Raw genomic sequence first — 25,532 nt, forward strand, 5'->3', positions numbered from 1 at the left:
TTCAGTAGCCGCGCAGCACCTCGACGCTCAGCGCGGTCATGCTGGGAATGAATTCGATGACGTCGGTGCGCGCGACGCCGCCTTGCACGAAGGGGTCGCGCGCCAGCACCGCCTCGAGCCCCTCGCGGTCGCCCGAGCGCGCGAGGATCACGCCGCCCTTGCGCGGCACCTGACGCCCCGAGGCCACGAACAGGCCGCTGGCGTAGTGCTTCTTGAGCCAGGTGACATGCGCATCCATCAGAGCGTCGAGTTCCTCGAGCGGGCGGATGTAGGTCAGGGTGACGATGAACATGGGCAAAGGCAGGTCGATGCGGAAGAAGACTTGATCCTATGACCTCGGCGCGACAGTGGCGGGGCGAGTGTGTGTCTCGCCGGTAACTCTCGCATGCGGCGTGTGCATGCGCCGGCCGACCGGCGGCCTTGTCGCCCACCGGACCTGCGCGGCGGCGCGCGATCTCGTAGATTCGGTCGTTCCCTTCACCGCATCACCCCACTTCAACGGAGACCCTGTTCCATGATCCAAGTCGTTGCCGTCATCACCGCCAAGCCCGGCCAGCGCGCCCGTTTGCTCGAAGCCTTCATCGCCAACCGCGCCGCCGTGCTCGCCGAAGAGGGCTGCATCGAGTACGGCGCCACGATCGACGCACAGGGCATTCCGCCGTCGAAGGCCAGCTTCGGGCCTGACACTTTCGTGGTCATCGAGAAGTGGGCCTCGCTGCCTGCGCTGCAGGCCCACGGGGTCGCGCCGCACATGGCGGCCTTCAGCGCTCAGACCCGGGAGTTCACCGAGAGCAAGCTTATCCACGTGCTCGAGCCGATCTGAGTCGGCCGCGTCGCGCCGCCGCTGTCTTCGCGCGCGGCGCGATGCCTGCTACCCTCGCGCCGGGGAGAAGAAGACATCTCGGACGAGGGAGTTCAAGACATGGCGATCGTCTCCAGACCGCAGGGTCTGCGCATGCGCACAGGCGCGCTCCTGCTGGCCGCACTGGCCACGGGCTGCGCGCAACTCGGCGCACCGCCCTATGCCGCCGACTACGAGGCGCTCGACCGGCTCGAGGCCCACAACCCCGGCAAGGTCGCGGTGGGGAAGGTGCAGCCGACCGACCCCAATGACGCCCTCAACATCCTGCGCCTGCGCCGCGCCAGATTGGTGTCGCCCAGCGGCACCTTCGCCCAGTACCTTGAAGACGCGCTGATGCGCGACCTGGGCGAGATTTCGGTCTACGACCCCAAGGCCCCGACCCGCATCGCGGCGCGCATCCTCGTCAACGAACTCGATCTGGGCGTGGTCAACGGCTCCGGCCGCATGGACGTCGAAGTCACCGTCACGCGCAACGCCGCGCAGACGCTGCGCAAGACCTACCGCGGCGAGATCGCCTTCGACTCGAGCTACGCCAACATCGTGGCCGTGCCCGCCGGACAGGCGGCGTACCCGCGGCTGGTGCGGGCGCTGCTGCGGCAGGTGTATGCCGATCCGCAATTCGTTGCGGCCATCGCGCCGTCTGCTGCGCAGTAAGGCCGGAGAAGCACCATGTCGTTTCTTACTTCTTCTTCGACACCTCGCCTGGCTGCGCTGGCGGTGGCGGCCTTGCTGGCAGCCTGCTCCCACCCGATCACGATGATCACCGAGACCGCACCACCCCGGTCGACCGCGCATCTCATCCCCAAGAAGGTGGCCTACGTGATGACCGACGCGCAGCGCGACCTGCAGGTGATCACCGCCGGCGGCAGCGGCGACCGCGTGAGCTACTACCCGTACCGCGACCTGGAAAAGTCGATCCGCGATGCGCTGCGCGGGGTCTACCGCAACGTGGTCGTCCTGCGCACCGCCGGCGATGCGAAGGCCAACGAGGCGGCGGGCGTGTCGCTGGTGTTCACGCCGCAGATCAAGACCGATTCGAGTTCGTCCTCATGGATCACCTGGCCGCCCACCGCGTTCACGGCCGAGGTGGCCTGCGTGGTGACGGACACCGCGGGCGCCGAAGTCACGCGCGTGCGCGCGGTCGGCAACGGCACGGCGGAGTTCGGCGAGTTCAACGGCGACTACGGGCTGGCCGCACGGCGCGCCGCCACGCGGATGACGGCGCAGCTCAGCAGCGAGATACGGCGCAACGAGAAGCTGCGCTGAGCCGCCCGCACACGAGGTCAGTCCAGACGCTGGTTGATCACGCGCGCCACGAAGTTTTCCATGGAGACCCGGATCGCCTTTTCCGTGGATTTCCCAAGGGCTTCTGCGCCTACAGGGCATTGGCCATCGACCGACTCCTGACCAAAACCGCGCACCGTGGTCGTTGCGAGCTCCCGGCCTTCGGCGGAGACTGCTGTGGTCTTGATGGAGATTTCGACGCTCGCATCCGCGGTGGGCACGAAGAAGCCCGGCTGGAACCGCAAGCGCGGGTTGAAGTCATCGAGGGCAAAGGTGTAGAGCACGCCGTCGTTGCCCGCTTCCGAGGCTGTGGAAACGGCCACCACTGACGAATGCGCCGCCGAGACGGTGCGCACGATGGACGTCTTGATGGCCGCACCCAATGCCACCGGGAAGTTGTGCGCGCCACAGATGTGGCCCGGCTTGACGGTTTTCTCGAGCGTCGCCAGGTCATTCGACACGGCGACATACGCCTTGCTCGACTGGACCCGATCACGGCGGACCTCGTAGGCTGCCGACGTACTCCCGACTTCCGCCCGGTGAGCGCAGCCCACGATCAACAGGGCACCCGCGCAGATACCAGCCAGTCTTGCAATCACGTGCTTCTCCTCGTAATGAATTGTTATTTGATTCTAGGAGGCGCAGGAGCGCACCTCGCGCAGCCAATAAAAAACGCGCCCTCGGGCGCGTTTCTTTTGGCGTCTGTCGTCTTACTTCGACACGACCTTCACCATCTCAAGGCACTTGTTCGAGTAGCCCCATTCGTTGTCGTACCAGCTCACGAGCTTCACGAAGGTGCTGTCCAGGGCAATGCCGGCTTCGGCGTCGAAGATCGAGGTGCGCGGGTCGCCGCGGAAGTCGGTGGCGACCACCTTGTCTTCGGTGTAGCCCAGCACGCCCTTCAGCGCGCCTTCGCTCTGTGCCTTCATTTCGGCGCAGATCTCGGCGTAGGTGGCTTCCTTCTCGAGCTCGACCACGAGGTCGACCACCGACACGTCGGAGGTCGGCACACGGAAGCTCATGCCCGTGAGCTTCTTGTTGAGCTCGGGAATCACCACGCCCACGGCCTTGGCAGCGCCAGTGCTCGAAGGAATGATGTTTTCCAGGATGCCGCGGCCGCCGCGCCAGTCCTTGTTGCTCGGGCCGTCGACGGTCTTCTGCGTGGCGGTGGCCGCGTGCACGGTGGTCATCAGGCCGCGCTTGATGCCCCACTTGTCGTTCAGCACCTTGGCCAGCGGGGCCAGGCAGTTGGTGGTGCAGCTGGCGTTGCTGATGATGGCTTCACCGGCGTACTTCTTGTCGTTCACGCCGTAGACGAACATGGGGGTGTCGTCCTTCGAGGGGGCCGACAGAATGACCTTCTTGGCGCCTGCGTCGATGTGCTTCTGCGCGGTTTCCTTCGTGAGGAAGAGGCCGGTCGACTCGAGCACGATGTCGGCGCCGACTTCGTTCCACTTGAGTTGCGACGGGTCGCGCTCTTGCGTCAGGCGGATCTTCTTGCCGTTCACGATCAGCGTGTTGCCTTCGACCGTCACTTCACCCTTGAAGCGGCCATGCACCGAGTCGTACTGGAGCATGTAGGCCAGATATTCCGGCTCGAGCAAGTCGTTGATGGCAACGATTTCGATGTCGTTCTTGAAGTTCTGCACGGCTGCGCGCAGCACGTTGCGACCGATGCGGCCGAAGCCGTTGATACCGAGTTTGATAGCCATCTGACTTGCTCCTAAGGTTGAAAAACTTTTTGATCGGACGGGAAGCGGACGAACCGCGCGACGCTCAGTCGCGCAGGGCCGCTTCCACGGTGGCGGCCACGTTCTCCGCCGTGAAACCGAAGTGCTTGAACAGCAGGGGCGCGGGGGCCGACTCGCCGTAGCTGTCGATGCCGACCACGGCCGCGCAGCCGTACTTCCACCAGCCGTCGGTGCAACCCATTTCGACCGCGACGCGCGGGATCTTCTTGGGCAGCACGGCCTTCTTGTAGGCCAGGTCCTGGCGGTCGAAGGTGGTGGTCGAGGGCATCGACACCACGCGCACGGCGATCTTCTTGTCGGCCAGCAGCTTCTGGGCGGCCAGCGCGAGCTGCACTTCGGAGCCGGTGGCGATGATGACGGCTGCCGTCTTCTTGTTCTTGAGGCCGACGGCTTCAGGCTCGGACAGCACGTAGGCGCCGCGGCTGATGTCACCCAGGTCGCTCTTGGCGGCGTAGGCGATGTTCTGGCGGCTCAGCAGCATCGCGGTCGGGCGCGTGGCGTTCTGCAGTGCGACAGCCCAGGCCACGGCGGTTTCGGCCGTGTCGCCCGGACGCCAGACGTCCAGGTTGGGAATGAGGCGCAGCGAGGCGGCGTGCTCGATCGACTGGTGCGTCGGGCCGTCTTCACCCAGGCCGATGGAGTCGTGCGTGAACACGTGGATCACGCGGCGCTTCATGAGCGCGGCCATGCGGATGGCGTTGCGGCTGTAGTCGCTGAAGGTGAGGAAGGTGCCGCCGTAGGGGATGTAGCCGCCGTGCAGCGCCACGCCGTTCATGATGGCGGCCATGCCGAATTCGCGCACGCCGTAGTTGATGTGGCGGCCGATGTCGCCGTGCGGCGGCTCGACGGCATCGCCTTGTGCGGCTTCGTCTTCACCGCCCTGGGGCACCACCGGTGCGGGGGGCGCGTTCAGCACGACGGCGCCGGTCTTGGCGTCGAAGCGCAGCGCGGCGGTGCTCTTGGTGTTGGTGAGGTTGGAGCCCGTGAGGTCGGCGCTGCCGCCGAGCATTTCGGGCAGCGCGGCCGTGAAGGCTTCCAGCGCGAGCTGGCTGGCCTTGCGGCTGGCGACGGTCTCGCCCTTGGTGTGGGCGGCGACCACGGTGTCGAACGCGACCTGGTGGAAGTTCTTGGGCAGCTCGCCCTTCATGCGGCGCGTGAACTCGGCGGCGAGTTCGGGATGCGCGGCCGTGTAGGCGGCGAAGGTGTCGTTCCAGACGGCTTCGGTCTTGGCGCCTTCGGCCTTGTGGTCCCAGTCGGCGTACACGTCGGCGGGGATTTCGAAGGCGGGGTAGGGCCAGCCGATGGCTTCGCGCGTGAGCTTGATTTCTTCGGCGCCCAGCGCCTCACCGTGCGCCTTGGCGGTGCCGGCGCGGTTCGGGCTGCCCTTGCCGATGGTGGTCTTGCAGACGATCAGCGTGGGTTGGGTGGCTTCCTTCTTGGCCTTGGCGATGGCCTTGGCCACTTCTTTCGCGTCGTTGCCGTCGATCGGGCCGATGACGTTCCAGCCGTAGGCCTTGAAGCGCTCTTCGGTGTTGTCGATGAACCAGGGCTTGACCTGGCCGTCGATGCTGATGCCGTTGTCGTCGTACAGGGCGATCAGCTTGTTCAGGTGCCAGGCGCCGGCCAGTGCGCAGGCTTCGTGGCTGATGCCTTCCATCATGCAACCGTCGCCCAGGAAGGCGTAGGTGTGGTGGTCGACGATGGCCAGGTCCTTGCGGTTGAACTCGGCGGCGAGCAGCTTCTCGGCCAGCGCGAAGCCCACGGCGTTGGTGATGCCCTGGCCCAGCGGGCCGGTGGTGGTTTCGACGCCGGGGGTGACGTCGACCTCCGGGTGGCCGGCGGTCTTGCTGTGCAGCTGGCGGAAGTTCTTGATCTCGGCCAGGGGCAGGTCGTAGCCCGTGAGGTGCAGCACCGCGTAGACCAGCATCGAGGCGTGGCCGTTGGACAGCACGAAGCGGTCGCGGTCGAACCAATGCGGGTTGGCGGGGTTGTAGCGCAGGTGCTCGCCCCACAGGGCGACGGCCATGTCGGCCATGCCCATCGGTGCGCCCGGATGTCCGGAATTTGCTTGTTGAACGGCATCCATTGCCAGCGCGCGGATCGCGTTGGCCATCAGGGCTTGGTTTGCCATGGGCAGTGGGCTTTCGGGGGAAAAGGGTGGGTGGGGGGTACGGGAGAACCCGAGATTTTACCGGGCGAGCCGCGCCCGGCCTCGATACAGGGCCAACACCCCACTGATGCTCTCTTGTGTCGCAGGCACGCTGCTAGAGTTGCCCCCCATGCAAGGGCTGCACCTCACCGCCGATCTCCACGACTGCCAATGCGGCCTCCAATGGCTCACCGACGGGCGCGCGCTCGGCGAGGTCTGCACCAAGGCCGTGACGGCGGCCGGGCTGCAGGCCGTGGGCAAGCTGGTCCACGGTTTTCCGGCCACGCCGCAAGGCCCGGGCGGCGTGACCGCCACGCTGCTGCTGGCCGAATCGCACCTGTGCATCCACACCTGGCCCGAGCAGCGCGGCGTGACGCTCGACGTGTATGTGTGCAACTTCGGCGCCGACCATTCGGCCAAGGCGCATGCGCTGATGGCCTGCCTGGTGGCGTTGTTCGAGCCCCGCCACAGCGAGCGCAACGAGCTGCAACGTGGGCGTGTAGGCGGGTCGGTGCGGTGATGACGGTGCGCGCGATGATCCTGGCCGCCGGCCGCGGCGAACGCATGCGGCCGCTGACCGACACCTGCCCCAAGCCCCTGCTCGAGGTGCGCGGCAAGCCGCTGATGCAGTGGCCGATGGAAGCGCTGGCCGAAGGCGGCTTCACCGAGCTGGTGGTCAACACCGACTGGCTCGGCGCGCAGGTCGCCGCCCGGTTCGGCGCGAACCCTGTGCTGGACGGGCACGGCGCGCTGTCCATTTCGTATTCCGACGAGGGCCGCGACTTCGGCGGTGCGCTCGAAACCGCCGGCGGCATCGTGCGCGCGCTGCCGCTGCTGGGCGAGGTCTTCTGGGTCGCGGCCGGCGACGTGTTCGCGCCCGACTTCCGCTTCACCCAGGCTGCGGTCGACCGCTTCCTGGCCAGCGGCAAGCTCGCCCACCTGTGGCTGGTGCCGAACCCGGCGCACAACCTCAAGGGCGACTTCGGCCTCTCGGCCGACGGGCTCGCGCTGAACCAGGCGGCCGAGAAATACACCTTCTCGACCATCGGCCTGTACCGCGCCGCGCTGTTCGCACCGCCGTACAGCAGCATTCCGGCCGGCAACCCGGACGGCGTCAAGGTGCCGCTGGCGCCGATCCTGCGCGCCGCGATGAACAACCAGCAGGTGAGCGCCGAGCTCTACACCGGCGACTGGACCGACGTGGGCACGCCGCAGCGCCTGCAGCAACTCAACGCCGGGGTCGCGCCGGCACCGGGCGCATGACGACGCTCGCGCCGCTGCCCGACGCCCTGCGCCTGCTGCCGCAGCGCCTGCACGAGCTGGCCCTGGCCACCGCCGCCGAACGCAACGACGGCGCGCCCGAAGACCCGCTGACCGTGCCGCTCTACGAGAGCGACTTCACGCGCCTGAGCCTCTCGCCCATGCGCCAGGGCTGGCATGTCGAGTATTTCGGCGAGACCTGGGGCGACGCCTTCGACGAAACGCTCGCCTGCCTGAGCCGGCAAGAGGTGGCCGACTGCCTCACCTCGCTGTCGTTCAGCGGCCCCGACAGCGGGGCCAACGGCTCGCGCGAATGGATGTTCACGCCGCTGCTCGACAGCCCGGTGACCTTTCCCCGCCTGCGCTCGCTGTTCATCAAGCCGACGCAGCCCGAGGACCACAACCAGTCGCTCGTCTGCACCAGCGACGGCATCCTCGAAGAAGGCGGCGACATCACGCGCTGGGTGCGCAAGACGCCGCGCCTGAGCGAGCTGACGGTGCCGAACCCACCGAACGCCGACTTCTTCGCCGTGCCGCTGCCGCAACTGACCAGCCTGTGCGTCGGCGCCCATTTCGACACGCAGAACTTCATTCGCCACCTCGCCGCGGCGACAACGCAGCTGCCGGGCCTCAGGCTGCTGGATTTTTCCGAATCCACCGAGCAGCAGATGGTGTGGCCGGCCGACCGGGCACCCGGCGGCATCACGGCCTTCGAAGACTACGAAGCCTTGCTGCACAGCCCCGTGGGCGCGCAGCTGCGCGTGCTGAGGCTGCGCAATACCTGCCTCGACCTGGCCCAGCTGCAGCAGCTGCAGGGCGTGCGGCAGGGGCTGCAATTCATGGTCATCCAGTCAACGATCGGCGGCTACGTCAGCCACTTTGCGCAGGATGTGTTCCCATGGCGGCACCTGGTACCCGCGGACCCCGGACTTGCACCGTATCGAAAGTGAAATCCCATGCTCAATGACACCACGATCTACGCCGAGCGCCGCGCGCGCCTCGCTTCGCAACTGGGCAAGGACGGCATCGCCATCGTCCCGACCGCACTCGAGCGCCAGCGCAACCGCGACAGCGACTTCCTGTTCCGCCACGACAGCTACTTCTACTACCTGACCGGTTTCACCGAGCCGAACGCGTGGCTGGTGCTGGCGGGCGACGGCCGCGCCACGCTGTTCTGCGCGCCGAAAGACCTCGAACGCGAGATCTGGGACGGCTACCGCCTCGGCCCCGACGCCGCCCCCGCCGCGCTGGGCGTGGACGAGGCCTTCTCGGTGAACGACCTCGACGCCAAGCTGCCGAAGCTGCTCGAAAACCGCTCCACCGTGTGGTTCCCCTTCGCCACCCACAAGGGCCTCGAAACCCGCATCGACGGCTGGCTGCAGTCGGTGCGCGCGCGCGTGCGCTACGGCGCGCTGTGCCCCGAGGAGCAGCGCGACCTGTGCGGCCCGCTCGACGAGATGCGCCTGGTCAAGGACGCGCATGAACAAGACATCATGCGTCGCGCCGCGCAGATCAGCGCCCGCGCCCACATCCGCGCGATGCAGCTGTCGGCGCGCATGTTGCGCGAGGGCAAGGACGTGCGCGAGTACCACCTCGACGCCGAGCTGCTGCACGAGTTCCGCCTGGGCGGCTCGCAGTACCCGGCCTACGGCTCCATCGTCGCGGCCGGCGCCAACGCCTGCGTGCTGCACTACCGCGCCGACGCCGCGCCCGTGCGCCAGGGCGAACTGGTGCTGATCGACGCCGGCTGCGAGCTCGACGGCTACGCCAGCGACATCACCCGCACCTTCCCCGCCGACGGCAAGTTCAGCGGCCCGCAGCGCGCGCTGTACGACCTGGTGCTCGCCAGCCAGGACGCCTCGGCCGCCGCCACCAAGGCCGGCAACCGCTTCAACGACCCGCACGACGCGGCCGTGAAAGTGCTCGCGCAGGGCATGCTCGACCTGGGCCTGCTCGACGGCAACAAGGTCGGCAGCGTCGACGACGTGATCGATTCGCGCGCCTACTTCCAGTTCTACATGCACCGCACCGGCCACTGGCTGGGCATGGACGTGCACGACTGCGGCAGCTATGTCGAACCCACGCAGGTCGGCGAAGTGAGCGAACGAAAAGATCCGCTGTCGAACGAACTCATCAAGAACCGCCCGAGCCGCATCCTGCACCCGGGCATGGTGCTGACGCTGGAACCCGGCATCTACGTGCGGCCCGGCGAGGGCGTGCCCGAGAAATTCCACAACATCGGCATCCGCATCGAGGACGACGCGATCGTCACGGCCACGGGCTGCGAACTGATTTCGCGGGGGGTGCCGGTGAAGGCGGATGAGATCGAGGCGTTGATGCGAGGGTGAGTCAGGCGGGCAGCGCGCAGAACAGCGCCTGCCCGATCGCCAGCACCGCCGCGCCCGCGGCGATGCGCGGAAAACGGCGCGGCAAGCCGCTCAGCAGCCCGACCGTCGCCAGCGCCGCCGCAGTCAGCGCCCCGAGCCACAGCACCCATCCCACCGACCCGCCAGCCGCCTCCAGGCTGGCCCACAGCGACAGGCACAGCAATGCAGTGCCCCCGAGCTGCAGCCATCGGCGCCAGGCGCCCGGCGTGCTGCCGCGGCCGAAGACGTCTTCGCTGTGGCGGTCCATGGCGAGGCTCAGCGCGCAGAAGCCGGCCAGCGAGGCCGCGAACACCAATCCGAGCAGCGGCATCACGATCCCTGACCCGATGCAGCAAGTTCCGTCGGCGGTGGCGGCTTGACGGCCTTCTTGGGCGTCGCCAGAGCCTTGCGGCGCTTGCGCTCCACCAGCCAGGTGGTCCCCGCGAGCCCCAGGCCGAGTGCAATCACCACGAGATCGAAGCCCGCCACCGAACTCGGCCCCGTGCGCAGGCTGACCGTGAGCGGCGCAGGGCCGGTGAAGGCATTGAGTACCGGCAGCAGCGCGAACAGCAGCGCGCCGAGCGCGAGCTGCGCCTGCCACATGCGCAGGGTCGGGCGCAGCAGGCCCAGCACGACGGTAGCGCCCCAGACGATGAAGAACCAGCGGATCTCGGCCTCGTTGCGGCCGGCCACGTCGACCGGCAGCAGGCGGTTGGCCCAGAAGAACGCCGCCATGGCCACGGGCAGGCCCGCGATCGCGCCGAGGTTCAGCCCGTCGACGAGCCGCAGGCCGAAGCCGATGCGTCCGCCCTGCTTGAGGGTCTTGGCGTATTTCTGGCGCTCCTTCACGGCCCACAGCAGCAGACCGGTCGCCACCATCAGGCAGCCCGCCAGGCCCGACACGAAGAACAGCGCGCGCAGCAGCGGATCGGCAAAGCGGCCGATGTGCAGGCCGTAGAGCACGCCGCGCGTCTCGGCCGCGGCCTTGGGCACGTCGCCGAAGGTGCCGATGAGCGCGCCGGTCGTGCCGTTGAACTGCATCGTCGGTTGCTCGTACGACAGGTGCCAGCCCTCGGCCCGCGCGAGCGATACCACGGCGTTGGCGTCGTTCGGCTGGTGCACCACGATGCGGCCGACGGGCGCGCCGTCCCAGTGGGCCGTGGCCTGCGCGACCATGGGCGCGAGGGGCGCCAGCGCAGCCTTCGCGCCCGAGGGCTTGATCTGCGTGCGCACGCCGCCCGGGAAGGCCTCGGCGAAGAAGGTGTCGTTGCCACCGTGCGCCTTGTAGGCCACCTGCGGCCCCCACGGCATGTACATGAACATCAGCGTGACCAGCCCGGTGTAGGTGATCATGGCGTGGTACGGCAGCGCGAGCACGGCGGTGACGTTGTGCGCGTCGAGCCACGAGCGCTGGCCCTTCTTCGGACGGAAGGTGAAGAAGTCCTTGAAGATGCGCTTGTGCGTGACGATGCCGCTGACGATGGCCACCAGCATGAACATCGCGCAGAAGCCGACGATCCAGCGTGCCCAGATCGCGGGCATGTAGTGCAGGTCGAAATGCAGGCGGTAGAAGAACTCGCCGCCGCGCGTCTCGCGTGGCGCGGTGATCGCCTGGCCCGTGGCCGGATCGAGCGCAGCACGGTCGAAGCTGCGGCGCCGCTCCACCGGCGGCGAACCGGGCGGCGGCGGGGGCTTGAGCCACAGCAGGCTGACCGAGGGCTCGCGCGCGGTCGGCAGCGTGATGAACCAGCGCGCCGCATTGCCCGCGTTGCGCTCCAGGTAGGCCACCGCGTTCTCGGCGGCGACCGGCTGGGCCACGCTGCCGGGCGTCACCGCGTGCAGCTCCGGCTTCATCCAGAAGGTGATCTCGTCCTTGAAGTACGACGCCGTGCCGGCCGCGAACACCATGAAGAGCACCCAGCCGACCAAGAGGCCCGACCAGGTGTGCAGCCAGGCCATCGACTGGCGGAAACCGTCCTTCATGCGGCACCTCCGCCGCCCTGGGTCCACAGCAGCAACAGCAGGCCCTGCAGCGCCGCCGCGAGGGCGAGGCCGGTCCAGGCGCGCCACGCCGAGCGGGCCGCAAAGACCCACATCACGGCCACGGCGTAGACGAGGAAAGAGGCCAGCGTGCCGGTCAGCGCGGCTTCGCTGCGCGCCATGTCGAAGAGGGCGGGCAGGCCCAGCGCGAGCACGGCGGCCGACAGCGCGGCGACGCCGTAGCCGCCCGCGATGGCAGCGACGGCCCGCGACGCCACGCTCATCCGGTAACGGACGCCGGCGCTCACGACGAGCGCCGGACGACGTGCAAGGTCGTTCGGAAATTCATGGGACAGAGGGAGAGGGAAAACCTGGAGAATGAGAATCATACTCATCTTCTGGGTTTTTCTCGCCCCCCGCCCATCCCGCGAGCGGGGCCTTGAACGGCGGGCGCCGCCGTGCGCCTTACTTCGCCTGCAGCAGCGCGCCGGCTTCGAGCAGCACCAGCTCGTTGTCGTCGGCCTTGTTCGGCTCGCGGCTGCTCGAGAAGGGCAGGTTGTTGTCGTTGCCGACCACGATGTGCGTGGCGTCGACCACGTCGACGTTCTCGATGGTGAAGAACGGGAACTTGAGCACGCCGTCGTTCAGCGGCTTGCGCGCGAGCTTGTTCGGGTCGGCGATGTTCAGCAGGTCGATATAGCCGATCTTGCGCACCGCGCCGCCCACGTTCGCATCGTTCAGCTCGACCTTGTAGACGCGCTTGAACTTGGCGATGTCGTGGAAGCAGTCGGCGCGCTTCTGGCCTTCGGGGCAGGCCTTGTCAGACGTGCCTTCGCCGTTGTCGCGCTCGATGATGAGGCCCGTGGTGCCGTCGATCATGTTGAAGTCGCCGATGGCATGGCCGTTGGCTTCGAGCACGTATTTCCAATGACGCCCCGTCCATTTTTCGGTGGCCACGTCGAACTCCAGCACGCGCAGCGCTTCCTTGCCGTCGAGCTTTTCGTAGTCCTTCGTCTCGGCGTTCCACACCGGGCCTTCGAGCAGCGCGTAGAGCTTGCTGCCGTCCTTCGACGAGGCCATGCCTTCGAAGCCCTTCGAGCGCTTGATCTGGAAATCGACCGCGCCACCCGGTGCGCCCGGCGTGGTCACGGCCGGATGGTCGGGCGAGCGCACGGCCTTGCCGTCCACCTGCGTGTCGAACACGGCGAGCACCTTGCCCTTGAGGTCGGCCTTGATGAGGAAGGGACCGAACTCCTCGCCGATCCACAGCGCGCCGCCGGCGAACTGGAAGCTCTCGGGGTCGAAGTCGGAGCCCGTCAGGTAGCGCTGCTTCGTGCCTTCATGGACGATGCGAAACGGCACCTTCTTGTCGGGGTCGTGCAGGAAGATCGTGTTCAGGCGGTTGAACTTGCCGCTCTTGAAGTCCACCTTGTAGTGGTTCAGGTAGAGCATGAAGTCGGGCGAGTTGGCCTTCGCGCCGGCGCCGTTGTCGGTGAGCACCCAGAACGAGCCGTCGTCCATCTTCTTGATGCCCGAGTGGCCCTGCAGCGGCTGGCCCTTGAACGGAACCGACACGCCGGTGCCGCGGCCGGCCGAGAGGCCTTCGACCGTGCCCAGCGCCTCGACGCGCTTGCCCGAGGTGAACTTGCCGCTGACCTGCAGGTCGGCCGGCGCGTCCTTCGGTGCGGCGACGAAGCTTTGCGCGGGCAGCACGGCATGGCCGGCGAGCGTGGCGGGGAAGGCGGTCTGGGCGGCGGCGCCCCCGCAGGCGAAGGCAGCGGCCAGGGCGATCAAAGAGAGGGAAGCGAAGCGCGTCATGAGCGAAAAAGCTTTCAGTCGAAAACGCGAGACCTTGCCGGGCAGGCGTGACGCCGCCGTGACATCCGCTCAGAAGAGCGACAGCTGCGGCTTGTTCACCATCAACCAGAACACGATGGCCATCGCCACGAAGGCCGGATAGCCCAGCAGCTCCCAGTAGCGCTGATAGCGCAGATACAGCGACGGCAGCGGCATCGCGTCACGGTGTGCCTGCGCCGCGAGGGCCGCCATGCGAATCTGCAGCCACACCACCGGCAACCAGCACAGCCCCGCGAACACGAAGAGCCCCAGCGACAGCGCAAGCCACGGCGTCGCCAGCGGCCAGCCCGCCATGTGCGCCAGCGCGAAGCCGGTGACCGGCTGCAGGATGACGGTCGGCGTGGTGAACCACCAGTCGGCCCGCACCACCAGCCGGCTCACCACCGCCTGCGCCGGCACGCTGCCGCTGCGGTTGGCAAAGAACATGTAGAAGGCCGACCCCAGCCCCGTGCCGACCATCAGCACGCTGGAGACGATGTGCAGCCACTTGAGGACGAGGTAGGTGTTCATGGCGTGGCGCGTCGGTACAGGTGCCAGAGCAGCGCGGCAATGGGCAGGTTCTTGAGCAACGGGCCGAGCGGATGCAGCCACAGGCTTGGCTGCAGCACCGTTGCCACGAGCGTCATGGCGAGCATCAGCGCGAAGGCGGCGAGGTAGACGGTGCGACCGGGTCGCAGCCACAGCGCCAGGCCGATCGCGAGATCGGCAGCCGCGCCGCCGACGATCAACGACTGCACCAGCCACGGCGGCGAGGCGATGCCTGCGTCGGTGAGTACGCGGCGGCTCTGGCCGTCGAGCTCGAGGATGCTGGCGACGGCGGTGAAGAGCCAGACGGCGACGAGGCTCAGGCGCAGCAGGCGATCGTCGTTGGCAGCAGGGCGTGTCATGGCGTGGACGCCGCTTCGTCGATCACATCCGTCACCATGCCCCAGCGCGCGAACTCGGGGTCGAACTCGGGCAGCGTGAGCAGCCCGGCACAGGCATGCGCGCCCGCCGGCAACGCCTCGCCGCGCGCGAGCCGGCGCGCCAGCAGGATGGCGGCCATGCAGGGAATCTCGGGGCCGTGGTTGTCGTCGGCGGCGATGTGCCACGCACGCCGTGCGACGGCACCCTGCGCATCGATGCCTTCGATGCGCACCACCATGCCGCCCAGCGCGGTGCCGAACGCGTCGAACACGCCGCCCGTCGCGTGCAGCAACGGCGCCAGCTTCTGCGGTGCACGCAGCAATCCCACGCGGCGCAAGAAGGCCAGGAAGGCGAAGGCGTGCTGGGTCAGGCCGACTTCGAGCGCTGCGCGGAACATGACCGACTGCACGCCGGCGTAGCACGCGGGGAAGAGTTCGAGATCGGGGATGTCGCACAGGGCGCCGCGGCGCGGCTTCATGCGGGCGAACTGCACCTTCGCGGGATGGGCCCAGCCGGGCTGCTCGGTCCATCGGCCGCCCTGCCAGACGCGGATCGGCGCGCCGCAGTAGGCGAGCACGCCCGCGAGCGTGGCTTCGCCGCGCGGTGCGCCTTGTGCCGGCGCGATGCAGATGTCGATGCTGCGCAGGCTTTGCCAGCCGGCAGCGAGGTGATCGACCACCGCCGACGACAGCGCGGGCACGGTGCTGGCGCCGGCCACGGCGGTGCGGCCTGCGCTGCGGAAAGCGGCGTCCATCGCGGCGGGAAAGTCGCAGACGAAGCGCCGGCCGTCGGCCAGGTCGATGTAGTGCGCGCCGGCGGCCGCCACGGCCTGCGGCACGCGGTAGTCCTGGCCCTGGAACGGGCCGGCGGTGTGAATGACCAAGTCCACGCCCAGGAAGCCCAGCCCCTGCGCGAGATCGGGCGACTGCGCATCGACGCGGACACCGCGCGCATTGCCGCGCAGCGTTTGCGCAAACGCCGTGGCCCGTTCGAGGTCGCGCCCGCCGACGTACAGCGCGATGTCCGCGTCCTGCGCCAGCGCGCGGCTGATGCGCGCGCCGAAGTTGCCGTAGCCGCCGAGCACCAGCGTCTTCATGCGAGATTCGCTCCGGCGATGTGGCCGCGTGTGAACGCTTCCTCGAAGATCGAATAGCCCGACCAGTCCGCGTGCGCAAACGACAGCCGGCCCGCGGCCACGCGGTCGCCGTGCGCGCCGATCTGCGCGAGCAGCCCGGGGCGCGGGATCGACATGGCGTGGCCGTAGCGCGTGACCTCGACGCGCGTGGCGAGCGCGGGCAGGTCAGGGTGCGGCACGGACAGCTCGGCCAGCAGCTCGTCACGCCATGCGGTCCACGGGCGCTCGAGCAGCAGCTGCCGGCCGTCGCCGGTGTCGTAGCTGCTCGGGCCCAGCGGGCGGTACCAGCTGAGCACCGTGCCGCGCGGCGCGGGGTCGAGCGTCTGGTGGCGCGCATCGACATACCCGAGGCCGCGCGTGCCGTAGATCACGTTGTCCCAGCTCGGCGCGGCGCCGACGCGGTCGGCCAGCGGCCCGCGCAGGTGCACGTTGGCGACCAGCCACGGCGCGTAGCGCACATGCGCGGCGGCGCTGGTCAACAGCGCCGGCGGGTTCTCGACCACGCGCGCGGCGATGAAGACGGGCAGCGCGACGATGCAGCGCTCGGCCTGCCAGCGCACCATCGATTTCGAGGCGGCATCCCACGCATCGACCTCGACGCCGCCGCGCCCTTCGGCGATGCGCGTGACGACCTGGCCGGTGTGCAGGCGCTCGCCCAGCGGTGCGGCCAGCTGCTTCGTGAGCCAGCCGTTGCCTTCGGGCCAGGTGAGCACGCCATCGCGATCGGGGTTGCTGTCGTTGACGCTGCCGCTCGCGTCGCCGGGCGCATGAAAGCCGTGCCGGCTTGCAAAGTAGTGGATGCCGGCCCAAGCCGACACCTGTGCGATGCCGGCGCCGTAGTCGTCGCGGCAGCAGTAGTCGAGGTACCAGCGCAGGTGGGCGTCGTCGAAGCCTTCACGGTCGAGCCAGCCCGCGAAGGGCACGGCGTCGAGCGCGAGCAGTTCGGGCGTGACGGCGAAGCGCAGCGTGGGAATGGCGAAGTGCGCGGCGTGCTGCAGCGCGTCGATGCGCTGTGCGAAGCGGCGGTATTGCGCGTGCGTGGCATCGCCGACGTCGTGCACGGGCAGCAGCCCGTCCTGCCACTCGCCGCGAAAGAACAGGCGCTCCTGCGGGCTGTGGCAGAGGTGGCGTTCGTCGTAGGTCCAGCGGCCCGCCACGCGGCGGCGCAGGCCGAGTTCTTCGAGCAGGTCCTGCACCTCGTGCGCATCGTCGCCGGGCGTGGGCAAATAGTGCGCGCCGAGCGGGCAGGCAATGCCGCCGACCGAGCCGCCGCGCGCGTTGCCGCCGGCGGTGTCTTCGAGTTCGAGCAGTGCGAAGTCGTCGATGCCCGCGAGGCGCAGCGCGCGTGCGGCCGCGAGGCCGGCGACGCCACCGCCTGCGATGACGACGCGGGTGCGCTTGACGATGGCCGGGGCCTGCGACCTGAGTGCACCGTCGCGCATCGCATGGCCGCGTGCGACATCGACACCGGTGAAGCCGCCTTCGATGGGTGGCGGCGGAGCTTCGCAGCCAGCCAGCGCCAGGGCGCCCGCCGCACCCGCCACGCCGAGGAAGTCGCGCCGTTGCATGGCGCGGCTAGTGCGCCATGACCTTGCCCCACTCCTGTTCGTAAGTGGTGACGAGGGTCTGGTTCGACAGGCGGTTCACTTCGGTCGGCACGCGCGCCATGTCGAGCGGAAAGTCGAACATCAGGGGCAGCGTCGCCGGCGTGAGGAAGCGCATGCCGCCCGGCAGCGCATCGGGCAGCCGGTAGGGCCGGTGGCTCGCGATGATGTAGCCCCATTCGCCGAAGCTCGGCACGTGCGCGTGGTACGGCGTGGCCTTCAGGCCGACCGACTCGATGGTGGTCGCCACGGTCCAGTAGCTCTTGCGCGCCACCAGCGGCGAGGTGGTCTGGATCACCGCGTAGCCGCTGGCCGACAGACGTCGGTCGAGCAGCGCATAGAAGCTGTTGGTGTAGAGCTTGCCGATGGCGAAGTTGGTCGGGTCCGGAAAGTCGACCACGATGACGTCGAAGGTGTCGCCCTCCTGCTGCAGCCACTGGAACGCGTCGGTGTTGACGATCTTCACCTTCGGCGACGAGAGCGCGTGCCCGTTGAGCGCGGCCAGCGTCTCGTGCGTGGTGAAGAGCTGCGTCATGTTCGGGTCGAGCTCGACCAGCGTGACCGACTCGACCGAGGGGTACTTGAGAACTTCACGCACCGCCATGCCGTCGCCGCCGCCGAGCACGGCGACTTTCTTCGGCGCGCCGTGCGCGGCCATCGCGGGGTGCACCAGCGCCTCGTGGTAGCGGTACTCGTCGCGCTCGGCGAACTGCAGGTTGCCGTTGAGGAACAGCCGGTGGCCCAGCGCGCCGCGCGTGACCACGATGCGCTGGTAGGGCGAGCTGGCGCTGAAGACGATGTGGTCCTGGTAGAACTTGTCTTCCGCCAGCGTGGTGATGTGGTCGGCGCCCCAGAAGGCGCCGATGAGCGCGGCCAGCGTCAAAAAGCAGGCCACCGCATGCGCGCCGGCGCGGCGCAGTTCATGGCGGAACAGCCACAGCGCCCACACGGCCACCGCGGCGTTCATCACGCCGAACAGCAGGCCGGTGCGGATCATGCCGAGCTGCGGCACAAGGATCAGCGGGAACGCGACCGACACGGCGAGCGCACCCAGGTAGTCGAAGGTCAGCACCTGCGACACGAGGTCCTTGAGCACGATGTTGCGCTTGAGGATGCGCATCACCAGCGGAATCTCCAGCCCCACCAGCGTGCCCACCACCACCACGAGACCGTACAGCAGCAGCCGGAACGCGCCCGGCACATAGGCATTGGCCAGGAACAGGATCGCCGGCAGCGCGCCACCGATCAGCGCCACGAGCAGTTCGATGCGAAGGAAGTGCGCCGGCAGCTGCCGGTCGAAGTAGCGCGAGAGCCATGAGCCCACGCCCATGGCGAACAGGTAGGTGCCGATGATGGTGCTGAACTGCAGCACCGAGTCGCCGAGCAGGTAAGAGCTCAGCGCGGCTGCGCTCAGTTCATAGACCAGGCCGCACGCGGCGACCACGAACACGCTGGCGAGCAGCGCGATCTCGACGGGTTGCGGCCCCCGCGCCTCCGGGGGGCGCGCGGGCAGGGCCGCGTCGCTCAATGGATTGCTGCAGCGACGATGACGCTGATGCCGAGGCTCATGGCGGCCACGACCAGGGCCAGCGCCATGTTCTGCTTCTCGACGATCTCGCCCCACAGGTCATAGGGAGTGATCTTGTCGATGATCAAGAAGCAGATCCAGAAGACCACCACGCCGATCAGCGCATACACGAGCGATCCGAGGACCACGCCCGGTTTCAGCCATTCAATTCCCATGGGGACCTCCAGTCGTAGCAATAAAGAGAGAAACAAGAGCGCAACGCCTGCGCGCGATCTTCGTCATTTGTGGCCGCCGCCGCTCGAATAGCCGCCATACGAACCGCCCGAGCTGCGGTAGCCGCTCGAGGAGCCGCCGCTGCAGGTGCTCATCAGGATCAGCACGAAGATGATGACCACGATGACGAGGATGATCGTGCCGCAGCCCATGCCGGACGCGGCGCTCACGGGCAGCGCGTCGCCGCGCGAGAACAGGTCTTTCTTGGCGTCGAGCTTGAAGGCCGTGGCCACGGCGCCGCTGTCGATCTTGCTGCCCGAGGACCAGGTCAGCTCGTTGGCCGAGCGCTCCATCGAGAGCAGCGCACCGCCACTGGCGAAATCGCGGTTGAAGGTTTTCTGCCCGCGCTCGACCTGCCAGTAGAACTCGCCGGCCACGTAGGTGGTCTCGGCGTTGTAGGCGTACTGCTGCTGGTAGCGCTTGTTGAGGTAGGTGGCGGTGGTGCCGTTCTCGGCCATCACGGGCGCGCCGGTGGTCGGCTTGACCATGCTCCAGCCGTCTTCAGCATCGACCAGGAAGCTGAAGCCGCGCTTCTTGTTGTAGAGCAGGTACTCGTCCCAGCCGAACTGCTCGTCGTCGCCGGGCTCCTGGCCCATGCGGTGCTGGAAGCCCACCACCTGCCACTGCGCGCCCTGCAGCTGGCCCACGCTGCCCAACGCGATGAGCGGGCGCACCGGCTCGTTCTGCGCGGCGTGCTTCAGCTCGCCGCCGATGCCTTGCGACAGGTCGATGATGCTGTGGCAGTTGCCGCAGGTGATGCTCTTGCTGTCGGCCAGGTTGACCGAGACGGGCGAGCCGCAGTTGGGGCAGTTGAAGCTGCGGCCTTTTTCGTCCTTCGCGGATTCGTCGCGCAGGCCGGTGAGCTGCAGATCGTCGAGTTGTACCGAGCGGCCGAGAGAGGCCTGCGGCGGCTGCGTGCCGTAGTCGATGCTGAGCACCAGCCCCTTGTCGTTGCGCAGCTCGACCATCGCGAACGGCTTGCCGAGCTCGGGCAGGTGCGGCAACTCGCCCTGCGCGGAGGTCAGCGCCACCTGCTCGTTGGAAGCGACGGTGTAGCTCTGGCCGGCGAAGGCGGTGGTGGCGCCCACGCGCAGGTCGCCCGGCGGCGGCGCGGCGCGCTGCAGGTCGAAGGGCAGCGCAAAAACGTAGGCGCCGTTGTCCTCGCTGAGCACACCGGTGCGGTCGCCGTCGAGTGCAGCGATCCACTCGGTCCAGCGGCCACCGGGATAGGTGTACTGCAGGCGGCCGATCAGCGTGAAGGGCTTGTCCTGGATGCGGCCGGCGGCGAACAACTGCAGCGGGCTGAAGTCGTCGAACAGCTCGGCCATCTTGCCGGTGCGCGCGAGCGTGTCGCCCTGGCGCACGACGGTGCTCTGGCAGTACGGGCAGACCGCGTGCGTCGATTGCGCCGAGCGGAATTCGACCGGCGCGCCGCAGCCGGGGCAGGGCGCGCGGTAGTAGCGTTGGGAGCCGGTTTCCTCAGCCATGGCACACAGCAGAAGACACGACAGCAACAACGAACGAGGCGGGAGACACCACCGCGGCACCGGCTACGCCGGCCCGCAGGCATCGCCCCCTGCAAGGAGCGGGGAAGAGCGACACGAAGCGCGCGAAGCCTGGGGTCAGACCAGCTTCTTGAGCAGTTCGGCCTTCTTGGCGTCGAACTCTTCCTGCGTGAGGATGCCCTTGGTCTTGAGTTCGCCGAGCTTCTCGAGCGTGGTCATCACGTCGGCGGCGCTCACCACGGCCACGGCCGGCTGCTGCGTCGTGGCCGCAGCCTGTGCCGCTGCGTTCGGGCTCAGGCCCTGTGCGAGGTTCTGCGCCAGCACCTGGCCGAGCGCCACGCCGGCACCCAGGCCCATTGCGTCGCCCGCGATGCCGCCGCCACCGGCTGCGCCTTCGGCGAACTTGGGAATGGCCTGCGCCGTCTGGTACTGCATGAACTTGCCCATGTCGTTGCCGACCATGCCCATGCCGATCTTCTGGTCGAGAATTTTCTGCAGCTCTTCGGGCAGCGAGACGTTCTGGACCGTGATGTTCTCGAGCTTGATGCCGATCTTCTCGAACTCGGGCACCAGCTGCGCAGCGAGCGCGGTCGCGAACTGGATCTGGTTGGCCGCAAGGTCGAGGAAGGGCAGGCCGCTGGAGGCGATGGCGTTGCTGATGTTCTGCAGCACCAGCCCGCGCAGCTGGCCGTCGAGGTCGGCCACGGAGTAGATGTCGCGCGTGCCGGAGATTTCGGTGTGAAACAGCTTCGGATCGCCGATGCGGAAGCTGTAGTTGCCGAAGGCGCGCAGGCGCACGGCGCCGAAGTCCTTGTCGCGGATCGTGATCGGTTGGGGCGTGCCCCACTTCTGGTCAACCTGCTGGCGCGTGCTGAAGAAATAGACGTCGCTCTTGAAGGGGGATTCGAAGAGCTTGTCCCAGTTCTTCAGGTACGTGAGCACGGGCAGCGTCTGCGTCGTGAGCTTGTACATGCCGGGGCCGAACACGTCGGCCACCTGGCCTTCGTTGACGAACACCGCCATCTGCGACTCGCGCACGGTGAGCGAGGCGCCGTTCTGGATTTCCATCTCGGCCATCGGGAAACGCCAGGCCAGCGTGCCATCGCCGGACTCGGTCCACTGGATGATGTCGATGAACTGTTTCTTGATGAAATCCATCAGGGCCATGGTCGTTCCTCTCGAGATGTTGTCGGGTTTTGTCCCAGCCGCACATATTGCCACAGGGCTTTGACGGCGCCCCGTGCTTTTGGTCATGCCTGCCACCGGCCATGTGGCGTAGGGCGGTATGGACCGAGGTCTACAATCGGCGCCCCCAGAAGAAGCGCCACAGGAGCAACGGCACATGTCCGATTCGACCGCATCGTCCCCTTCGACCCCTACCCCGGAAGACAAGCGCGCCCTGTTGCGCCGTGCCGCCCTCGAGTACCACGAGTTTCCCGTTCCCGGCAAGATCGCCATTGCGGCGACCAAGCAGATGGTCAACCAGCGCGACCTGTCGCTGGCCTACTCGCCCGGCGTGGCCGCGCCCTGCGAGGAAATCGTCAAGGACCCGGCCAACGCCTTCAAGTACACCTCGCGCGGCAACCTCGTCGGCGTCATCAGCAACGGCACCGCCGTGCTGGGCCTGGGCGACATCGGCCCGCTGGCCTCCAAGCCGGTGATGGAAGGCAAGGGCGTTCTCTTCAAGAAATTCGCCGGCGTCGACGTGTTCGACATCGAAATCGACGAGAAGGACCCGGTCAAGCTGGTCGAGATCATCGCCTCGCTGGAGCCCACCTTCGGCGCCATCAACCTCGAAGACATCAAGGCCCCGGACTGCTTCTACGTCGAGCGCGAGCTGCGCAAGCGCATGAAGATTCCGGTGTTCCACGACGACCAGCACGGCACGGCCATCACCGTGGCAGCCGCCATGCTGAACGGCCTGAAGGTGGCCGGCAAGGACATCGGCGAAGTGAAGCTGGTCACCTCGGGCGCGGGCGCTGCGGCGCTGGCCTGCCTGAACCTGCTGCTCAAGGTGGGCCTGAAGCGCGAGAACGTGTTCGTCACCGACCTGGCCGGCGTGGTCTACGAAGGCCGCGAAGAGCTGATGGACGACGACAAGCGCCAATACATGCAAAAGACCGACATGCGCAAGCTGTCGGAAGTGATCGCCGGTGCCGACGTGTTCCTCGGCCTGTCGGCCGGCGGCGTGCTGAAGCCTGAAATGGTCGCGAAGATGGCGCCCAAGCCGGTGATCTTCGCGCTGGCCAACCCGAACCCCGAGATCGCCCCCGAAGACGCCCATGCGGTGCGCAACGACGTGATCATGGCCACGGGCCGCACCGATTACCCGAACCAGGTCAACAACGTCCTGTGCTTCCCGTACATCTTCCGCGGCGCGCTCGACTCGGGCGCCACCACCATCACCGACGAAATGGAAATCGCTGCGGTGCGTGCCATTGCCGAACTGGCTCAGGCCGAGCAGAGCGAGCGCGTGGCGGCTGCCTACGTCGGTGAAAAGCTGAGCTTCGGCCCCGAGTACCTGATTCCGAAGCCCTTCGATCCGCGCCTGATGATGAAGATCGCGCCGGCCGTGGCCAAGGCGGCGGAAGAGAGCGGCGTGGCGATGCGCCCGATCAAGGACATGGACGCCTACCGCGACAAGCTGCAGAGCTTTGTCTACGCCTCGGGCACCACCATGAAGCCGATCTTCGACGCCGCCAAGCGCGCACCGAAGAAGCGCGTGGCGTACTGCGAAGGCGAAGAAGAACGCGTGCTGCGCGCCGCGCAGATCGTGGTGGACGAAGGCCTGGCGCGCCCGACGCTCATCGGCCGCCCGGCCATCATTGCCCAGCGCATCGAAAAGTTCGGCCTGCGCCTGAAGGAAGAGCTCGACTACGACGTGGTCAACGTCGAGCAGGACCACCGCTACCGCGACTTCTGGCAGACCTACCACCGCATGACCGAGCGCAAGGGCCAGACGGTGCAGACCGCCAAGATCGAAATGCGCCGCCGCCTCACGCTGATCGGCGCCATGCTGCTGCACAAGGGCGAGGTCGACGGCATGATCTGCGGCACCTGGGGCACCACGCTGATCCACCTGCACTACATCGACCAGGTGATCGGCAAGCGCCCCGGCGGTTGCGCCAGCACCCCGCAGGACGTGCCCGTGTACGCCTGCATGAACGGCCTGCTGCTGCCCGACCGCCAGGTGTTCCTGGTCGACACGCACGTCAACTACGACCCGACGCCCGAAGAACTGGCCGAGATCACGACCATGGCGGCCGAGGAAATGATGCGCTTCGGCCTCAAGCCGAAGGCCGCGCTGCTGTCGCACTCCAACTTCGGCACCAGCAACGAGCCCAGCGCCATCAAGATGCGCCGCACGCTCGACCTGCTGCGCGTGCAGGCGCCCTGGCTCGAAGTGGACGGTGAAATGCACGGCGACGTGGCGCTGGACAGCAAGCAGCGCGCGGTCGTCATGCCGCACAGCGCGCTCGCGGGCGACGCCAACCTGCTGGTGTTCCCCAACATCGACGCCGCCAACATTTCTTACAACCTGCTCAAGACCGCGGCCGGCGGCAACATCGCCATCGGCCCGGTTCTGCTCGGCGCGGCCAAACCTGTGCACATTCTCACGGCGAGCGCGACTGTTCGCCGCATTGTGAACATGACAGCCTTGACAGTGGCCGACGCAAACGCCGAGAGATAGGCCATTTGGCGAGAGTGGACGCCAACTTAAGGCGTCGCTTTCCGTCCCCGCGACTGCTCAAACTTTGGGCAGTCGCTTGCTATTTTCGCCAGCGTGGTGCACACTCGCGGGCTTGAATTTGCGGGTTAACCCCGAGGTTGAGCGCAGTTCAAACCCCCCGCTCTTTTCTTGTGGTGCCCCATGGCGGCTTACGCCTCGATCACGTCTTCTGTCACTAAGTTTGCGCTCACCAGCTTGATGCTGGTGGCTCTGACGACGGGGGCCGAGGCCCGCGGATGGTTCGGCGCCGAAAAAACGTCCTCCGAGGCATCGATTGCCCTGACCGATCTACCGGTCCAGGGCCAGCGAACCTACCAGGCCATTCTTGACGGTGGCCCCTTCCGGTACGACAAAGACGGCACGGTATTCGGCAATCGCGAACGCATTTTGCCCGCGGCACGCCGCGGGCATTACCGCGAATACACGGTGCCAACGCCCGGCGCGCGCAACCGCGGTGCCCGGCGGATCGTTTGCGGTGGCGAGCAGCGCACGGCACCCGAGGCCTGCTGGTACACGGCGGACCACTATGCGAGTTTCAGACGGATTGCGCCATGAGCGATGACAACGACCTGAGCGGCGCCCCGAAGCGCCCCGACGAGATGATGATGACTATGGAAAGACCAGCGGATATGACCTTATCCCTTCGAGCCGTACGCCCGAACATCGTGCAATCGATCCGCGCGTTCCGCGTGAACGACCTGCAGGATGCCGCCAACGCGGCCGGCCAGCACTTCCTGTACGCCAACCTGGGCAACGCCCAGACCAAGCAGGACGTGCTCGACCTGATTGCCCAGCAGTTCACCTTCCCGGCGCACTTCGGCAAGAACTTCGACGCGCTGTACGACTGCATGACCGACCCGTTGCATAAATCGGGCCCGCAGCCTGGTTTCGTCATCGTGCTCGAACAGATCCCGGCCAACGCCAAGTTCGACAAGGAAGCACGCGAGCAACTGCTCGACATCTTCCGCGACGCTTCGGACTACTGGGGCGATCGCAAGGTCCCGTTCCGCTGCTTCTATTCTTTTCTGTAGCCCGTTCTGCATCTACCAGCCAAGCAGAACGGGCGAACGAGGCTCAGCCCACCGCTGAAACCCTCGATGGCATCGAAGTCAACACCACCGCCACGGCAGCCGCCGCGGCCACTCCCGCCGCCAGCACCGAGCCGGCCGGCGAGAAAATGCCGACCGACAAGCTCGTCGACGTGTCGCCCCTGGCGCTGCGCATGAGCAGCCCCTTCAACGCGGGCTACTGGCTGGCCGCGGCGTAAGCAGGCTCGCCCCCAGGCTGCGCGCACTTCGTGTCGCTGCGCCACCCCCTTCCGGGGGCGGCGCCTATCGACCGG

Annotated in this window: 26 protein-coding genes; 10 read left to right on the top strand and 16 right to left on the bottom strand. The window is 67.6% G+C overall.

Features of this window, described 5'->3' with window-relative positions; translation table 11 throughout:
* Position 1 precedes the first annotated feature (1 nt).
* Positions 2-292 carry a YciI family protein gene (locus CLU95_RS14710; RefSeq protein WP_062473524.1) on the bottom strand — a complete coding sequence of 97 codons (291 nt, stop codon included), beginning with the start codon at positions 290-292 and terminating at the stop codon, positions 2-4.
* Between the two features lie 222 nt (positions 293-514).
* Here CLU95_RS14710 and CLU95_RS14715 point away from each other — a divergent pair, with 222 nt between their 5' ends.
* The 3 genes from CLU95_RS14715 to CLU95_RS14725 all read left to right on the top strand — a co-directional run bounded on the left by CLU95_RS14715 (position 515) and on the right by CLU95_RS14725 (position 2,128).
* Positions 515-823: a putative quinol monooxygenase gene (locus CLU95_RS14715; RefSeq protein ID WP_099794199.1), complete on the top strand. Its 309-nt coding sequence runs from the start codon at positions 515-517 to the stop codon at positions 821-823.
* A gap of 99 nt (positions 824-922) precedes the next feature.
* A complete protein-coding gene (locus tag CLU95_RS14720) occupies positions 923-1,516 on the top strand; it encodes a hypothetical protein (protein WP_099794200.1) in 594 nt (197 codons plus the stop codon).
* Between the two features lie 15 nt (positions 1,517-1,531).
* On the top strand, positions 1,532-2,128 hold the full coding sequence (locus CLU95_RS14725) for a hypothetical protein (protein WP_099794201.1): 597 nt from the start codon (positions 1,532-1,534) through the stop codon (positions 2,126-2,128).
* Positions 2,129-2,145: 17 nt separating this feature from the next.
* Here the strand turns inward: CLU95_RS14725 and CLU95_RS14730 are convergent, their stop codons facing one another.
* The 3 genes from CLU95_RS14730 to CLU95_RS14740 all read right to left on the bottom strand — a co-directional run bounded on the left by CLU95_RS14730 (position 2,146) and on the right by CLU95_RS14740 (position 6,028).
* Entirely contained in the window at positions 2,146-2,745 is a 600-nt protein-coding gene (locus tag CLU95_RS14730) for a hypothetical protein (protein ID WP_099794202.1), read from the bottom strand.
* Between the two features lie 111 nt (positions 2,746-2,856).
* Positions 2,857-3,858 (bottom strand): type I glyceraldehyde-3-phosphate dehydrogenase, encoded by a 1,002-nt coding sequence (gap, locus tag CLU95_RS14735; protein WP_099794203.1) that lies wholly within the window; start codon positions 3,856-3,858, stop codon positions 2,857-2,859.
* Positions 3,859-3,922: 64 nt separating this feature from the next.
* Complete coding sequence (locus tag CLU95_RS14740; protein ID WP_099794204.1) at positions 3,923-6,028, bottom strand: transketolase family protein; 2,106 nt, start codon at positions 6,026-6,028, stop codon at positions 3,923-3,925.
* Positions 6,029-6,176: 148 nt separating this feature from the next.
* Between CLU95_RS14740 and CLU95_RS14745 the strand changes: the two genes are divergently transcribed.
* Genes CLU95_RS14745 through CLU95_RS14760 form a run of 4 tightly spaced genes read left to right on the top strand, consistent with a single transcriptional unit; the run spans position 6,177 to position 9,654 of the window.
* A complete protein-coding gene (locus tag CLU95_RS14745; protein WP_099794205.1) occupies positions 6,177-6,566 on the top strand; it encodes an S-adenosylmethionine decarboxylase family protein in 390 nt (129 codons plus the stop codon).
* A 14-nt stretch (positions 6,567-6,580) separates the two neighbouring features.
* Positions 6,581-7,309: a nucleotidyltransferase family protein gene (locus CLU95_RS14750; protein ID WP_099797308.1), complete on the top strand. Its 729-nt coding sequence runs from the start codon at positions 6,581-6,583 to the stop codon at positions 7,307-7,309.
* Positions 7,306-8,256, top strand: coding sequence for a hypothetical protein (locus CLU95_RS14755; RefSeq protein WP_099794206.1), 951 nt, complete (start codon positions 7,306-7,308; stop codon positions 8,254-8,256). The genes CLU95_RS14750 and CLU95_RS14755 overlap by 4 nt, the downstream gene beginning before the upstream one ends.
* Before the next feature lie 6 nt (positions 8,257-8,262).
* Positions 8,263-9,654: an aminopeptidase P N-terminal domain-containing protein gene (locus CLU95_RS14760; protein WP_099794207.1), complete on the top strand. Its 1,392-nt coding sequence runs from the start codon at positions 8,263-8,265 to the stop codon at positions 9,652-9,654.
* A 1-nt stretch (position 9,655) separates the two neighbouring features.
* On the opposite strand, the gene CLU95_RS14765 is transcribed toward CLU95_RS14760, so the two are convergent.
* From CLU95_RS14765 to CLU95_RS14820, 12 genes are all read right to left on the bottom strand, one after another.
* The gene (locus CLU95_RS14765) at positions 9,656-10,003 is read right to left on the bottom strand and encodes a DUF3325 domain-containing protein (RefSeq protein ID WP_099794208.1); all 348 of its coding nucleotides are present in this window, start codon (positions 10,001-10,003) and stop codon (positions 9,656-9,658) included.
* The gene (locus CLU95_RS14770) at positions 10,003-11,655 is read right to left on the bottom strand and encodes a PepSY-associated TM helix domain-containing protein (RefSeq protein WP_099794209.1); all 1,653 of its coding nucleotides are present in this window, start codon (positions 11,653-11,655) and stop codon (positions 10,003-10,005) included. The genes CLU95_RS14765 and CLU95_RS14770 overlap by 1 nt, the downstream gene beginning before the upstream one ends.
* Positions 11,652-11,960 carry a DUF3649 domain-containing protein gene (locus CLU95_RS14775; RefSeq protein ID WP_373668965.1) on the bottom strand — a complete coding sequence of 103 codons (309 nt, stop codon included), beginning with the start codon at positions 11,958-11,960 and terminating at the stop codon, positions 11,652-11,654. Before CLU95_RS14775 ends, CLU95_RS14770 begins: the two co-directional genes overlap by 4 nt.
* 157 nt (positions 11,961-12,117) lie before the next feature.
* A complete protein-coding gene (locus CLU95_RS14780; protein WP_099794211.1) occupies positions 12,118-13,470 on the bottom strand; it encodes an esterase-like activity of phytase family protein in 1,353 nt (450 codons plus the stop codon).
* A gap of 69 nt (positions 13,471-13,539) precedes the next feature.
* Positions 13,540-14,019 (bottom strand): DUF2269 family protein, encoded by a 480-nt coding sequence (locus CLU95_RS14785; RefSeq protein ID WP_099794212.1) that lies wholly within the window; start codon positions 14,017-14,019, stop codon positions 13,540-13,542.
* The gene (locus CLU95_RS14790; protein ID WP_099794213.1) at positions 14,016-14,396 is read right to left on the bottom strand and encodes a DoxX-like family protein; all 381 of its coding nucleotides are present in this window, start codon (positions 14,394-14,396) and stop codon (positions 14,016-14,018) included. Before CLU95_RS14790 ends, CLU95_RS14785 begins: the two co-directional genes overlap by 4 nt.
* Positions 14,393-15,511, bottom strand: coding sequence for a saccharopine dehydrogenase family protein (locus CLU95_RS14795; protein WP_099794214.1), 1,119 nt, complete (start codon positions 15,509-15,511; stop codon positions 14,393-14,395). Before CLU95_RS14795 ends, CLU95_RS14790 begins: the two co-directional genes overlap by 4 nt.
* A complete protein-coding gene (locus tag CLU95_RS14800) occupies positions 15,508-17,118 on the bottom strand; it encodes an FAD-dependent oxidoreductase (protein ID WP_099794215.1) in 1,611 nt (536 codons plus the stop codon). Before CLU95_RS14800 ends, CLU95_RS14795 begins: the two co-directional genes overlap by 4 nt.
* A 7-nt stretch (positions 17,119-17,125) precedes the next feature.
* Entirely contained in the window at positions 17,126-18,682 is a 1,557-nt protein-coding gene (locus CLU95_RS14805; protein WP_180288609.1) for a polyamine aminopropyltransferase, read from the bottom strand.
* Positions 18,679-18,897 carry a DUF350 domain-containing protein gene (locus CLU95_RS14810; protein WP_056574995.1) on the bottom strand — a complete coding sequence of 73 codons (219 nt, stop codon included), beginning with the start codon at positions 18,895-18,897 and terminating at the stop codon, positions 18,679-18,681. Before CLU95_RS14810 ends, CLU95_RS14805 begins: the two co-directional genes overlap by 4 nt.
* Before the next feature lie 63 nt (positions 18,898-18,960).
* Positions 18,961-20,442: a DUF4178 domain-containing protein gene (locus tag CLU95_RS14815; RefSeq protein ID WP_099794216.1), complete on the bottom strand. Its 1,482-nt coding sequence runs from the start codon at positions 20,440-20,442 to the stop codon at positions 18,961-18,963.
* 135 nt (positions 20,443-20,577) lie between these two features.
* The gene (locus tag CLU95_RS14820; protein ID WP_099794217.1) at positions 20,578-21,627 is read right to left on the bottom strand and encodes an SPFH domain-containing protein; all 1,050 of its coding nucleotides are present in this window, start codon (positions 21,625-21,627) and stop codon (positions 20,578-20,580) included.
* A gap of 175 nt (positions 21,628-21,802) precedes the next feature.
* Between CLU95_RS14820 and CLU95_RS14825 the strand changes: the two genes are divergently transcribed.
* From CLU95_RS14825 to CLU95_RS14835, 3 genes are all read left to right on the top strand, one after another.
* Positions 21,803-24,151 carry an NADP-dependent malic enzyme gene (locus CLU95_RS14825; RefSeq protein WP_099794218.1) on the top strand — a complete coding sequence of 783 codons (2,349 nt, stop codon included), beginning with the start codon at positions 21,803-21,805 and terminating at the stop codon, positions 24,149-24,151.
* Positions 24,152-24,331: 180 nt separating this feature from the next.
* Entirely contained in the window at positions 24,332-24,745 is a 414-nt protein-coding gene (locus tag CLU95_RS14830; RefSeq protein ID WP_099794219.1) for a ribonuclease domain-containing protein, read from the top strand.
* A gap of 50 nt (positions 24,746-24,795) precedes the next feature.
* A complete protein-coding gene (locus CLU95_RS14835; RefSeq protein WP_095747788.1) occupies positions 24,796-25,221 on the top strand; it encodes a barstar family protein in 426 nt (141 codons plus the stop codon).
* The last annotated feature ends 311 nt before the right edge of the window (positions 25,222-25,532 follow it).

Origin of the sequence: Variovorax sp. 54 (assembly GCF_002754375.1) — a bacterium.
GTDB lineage: Bacteria > Pseudomonadota > Gammaproteobacteria > Burkholderiales > Burkholderiaceae_C > Variovorax.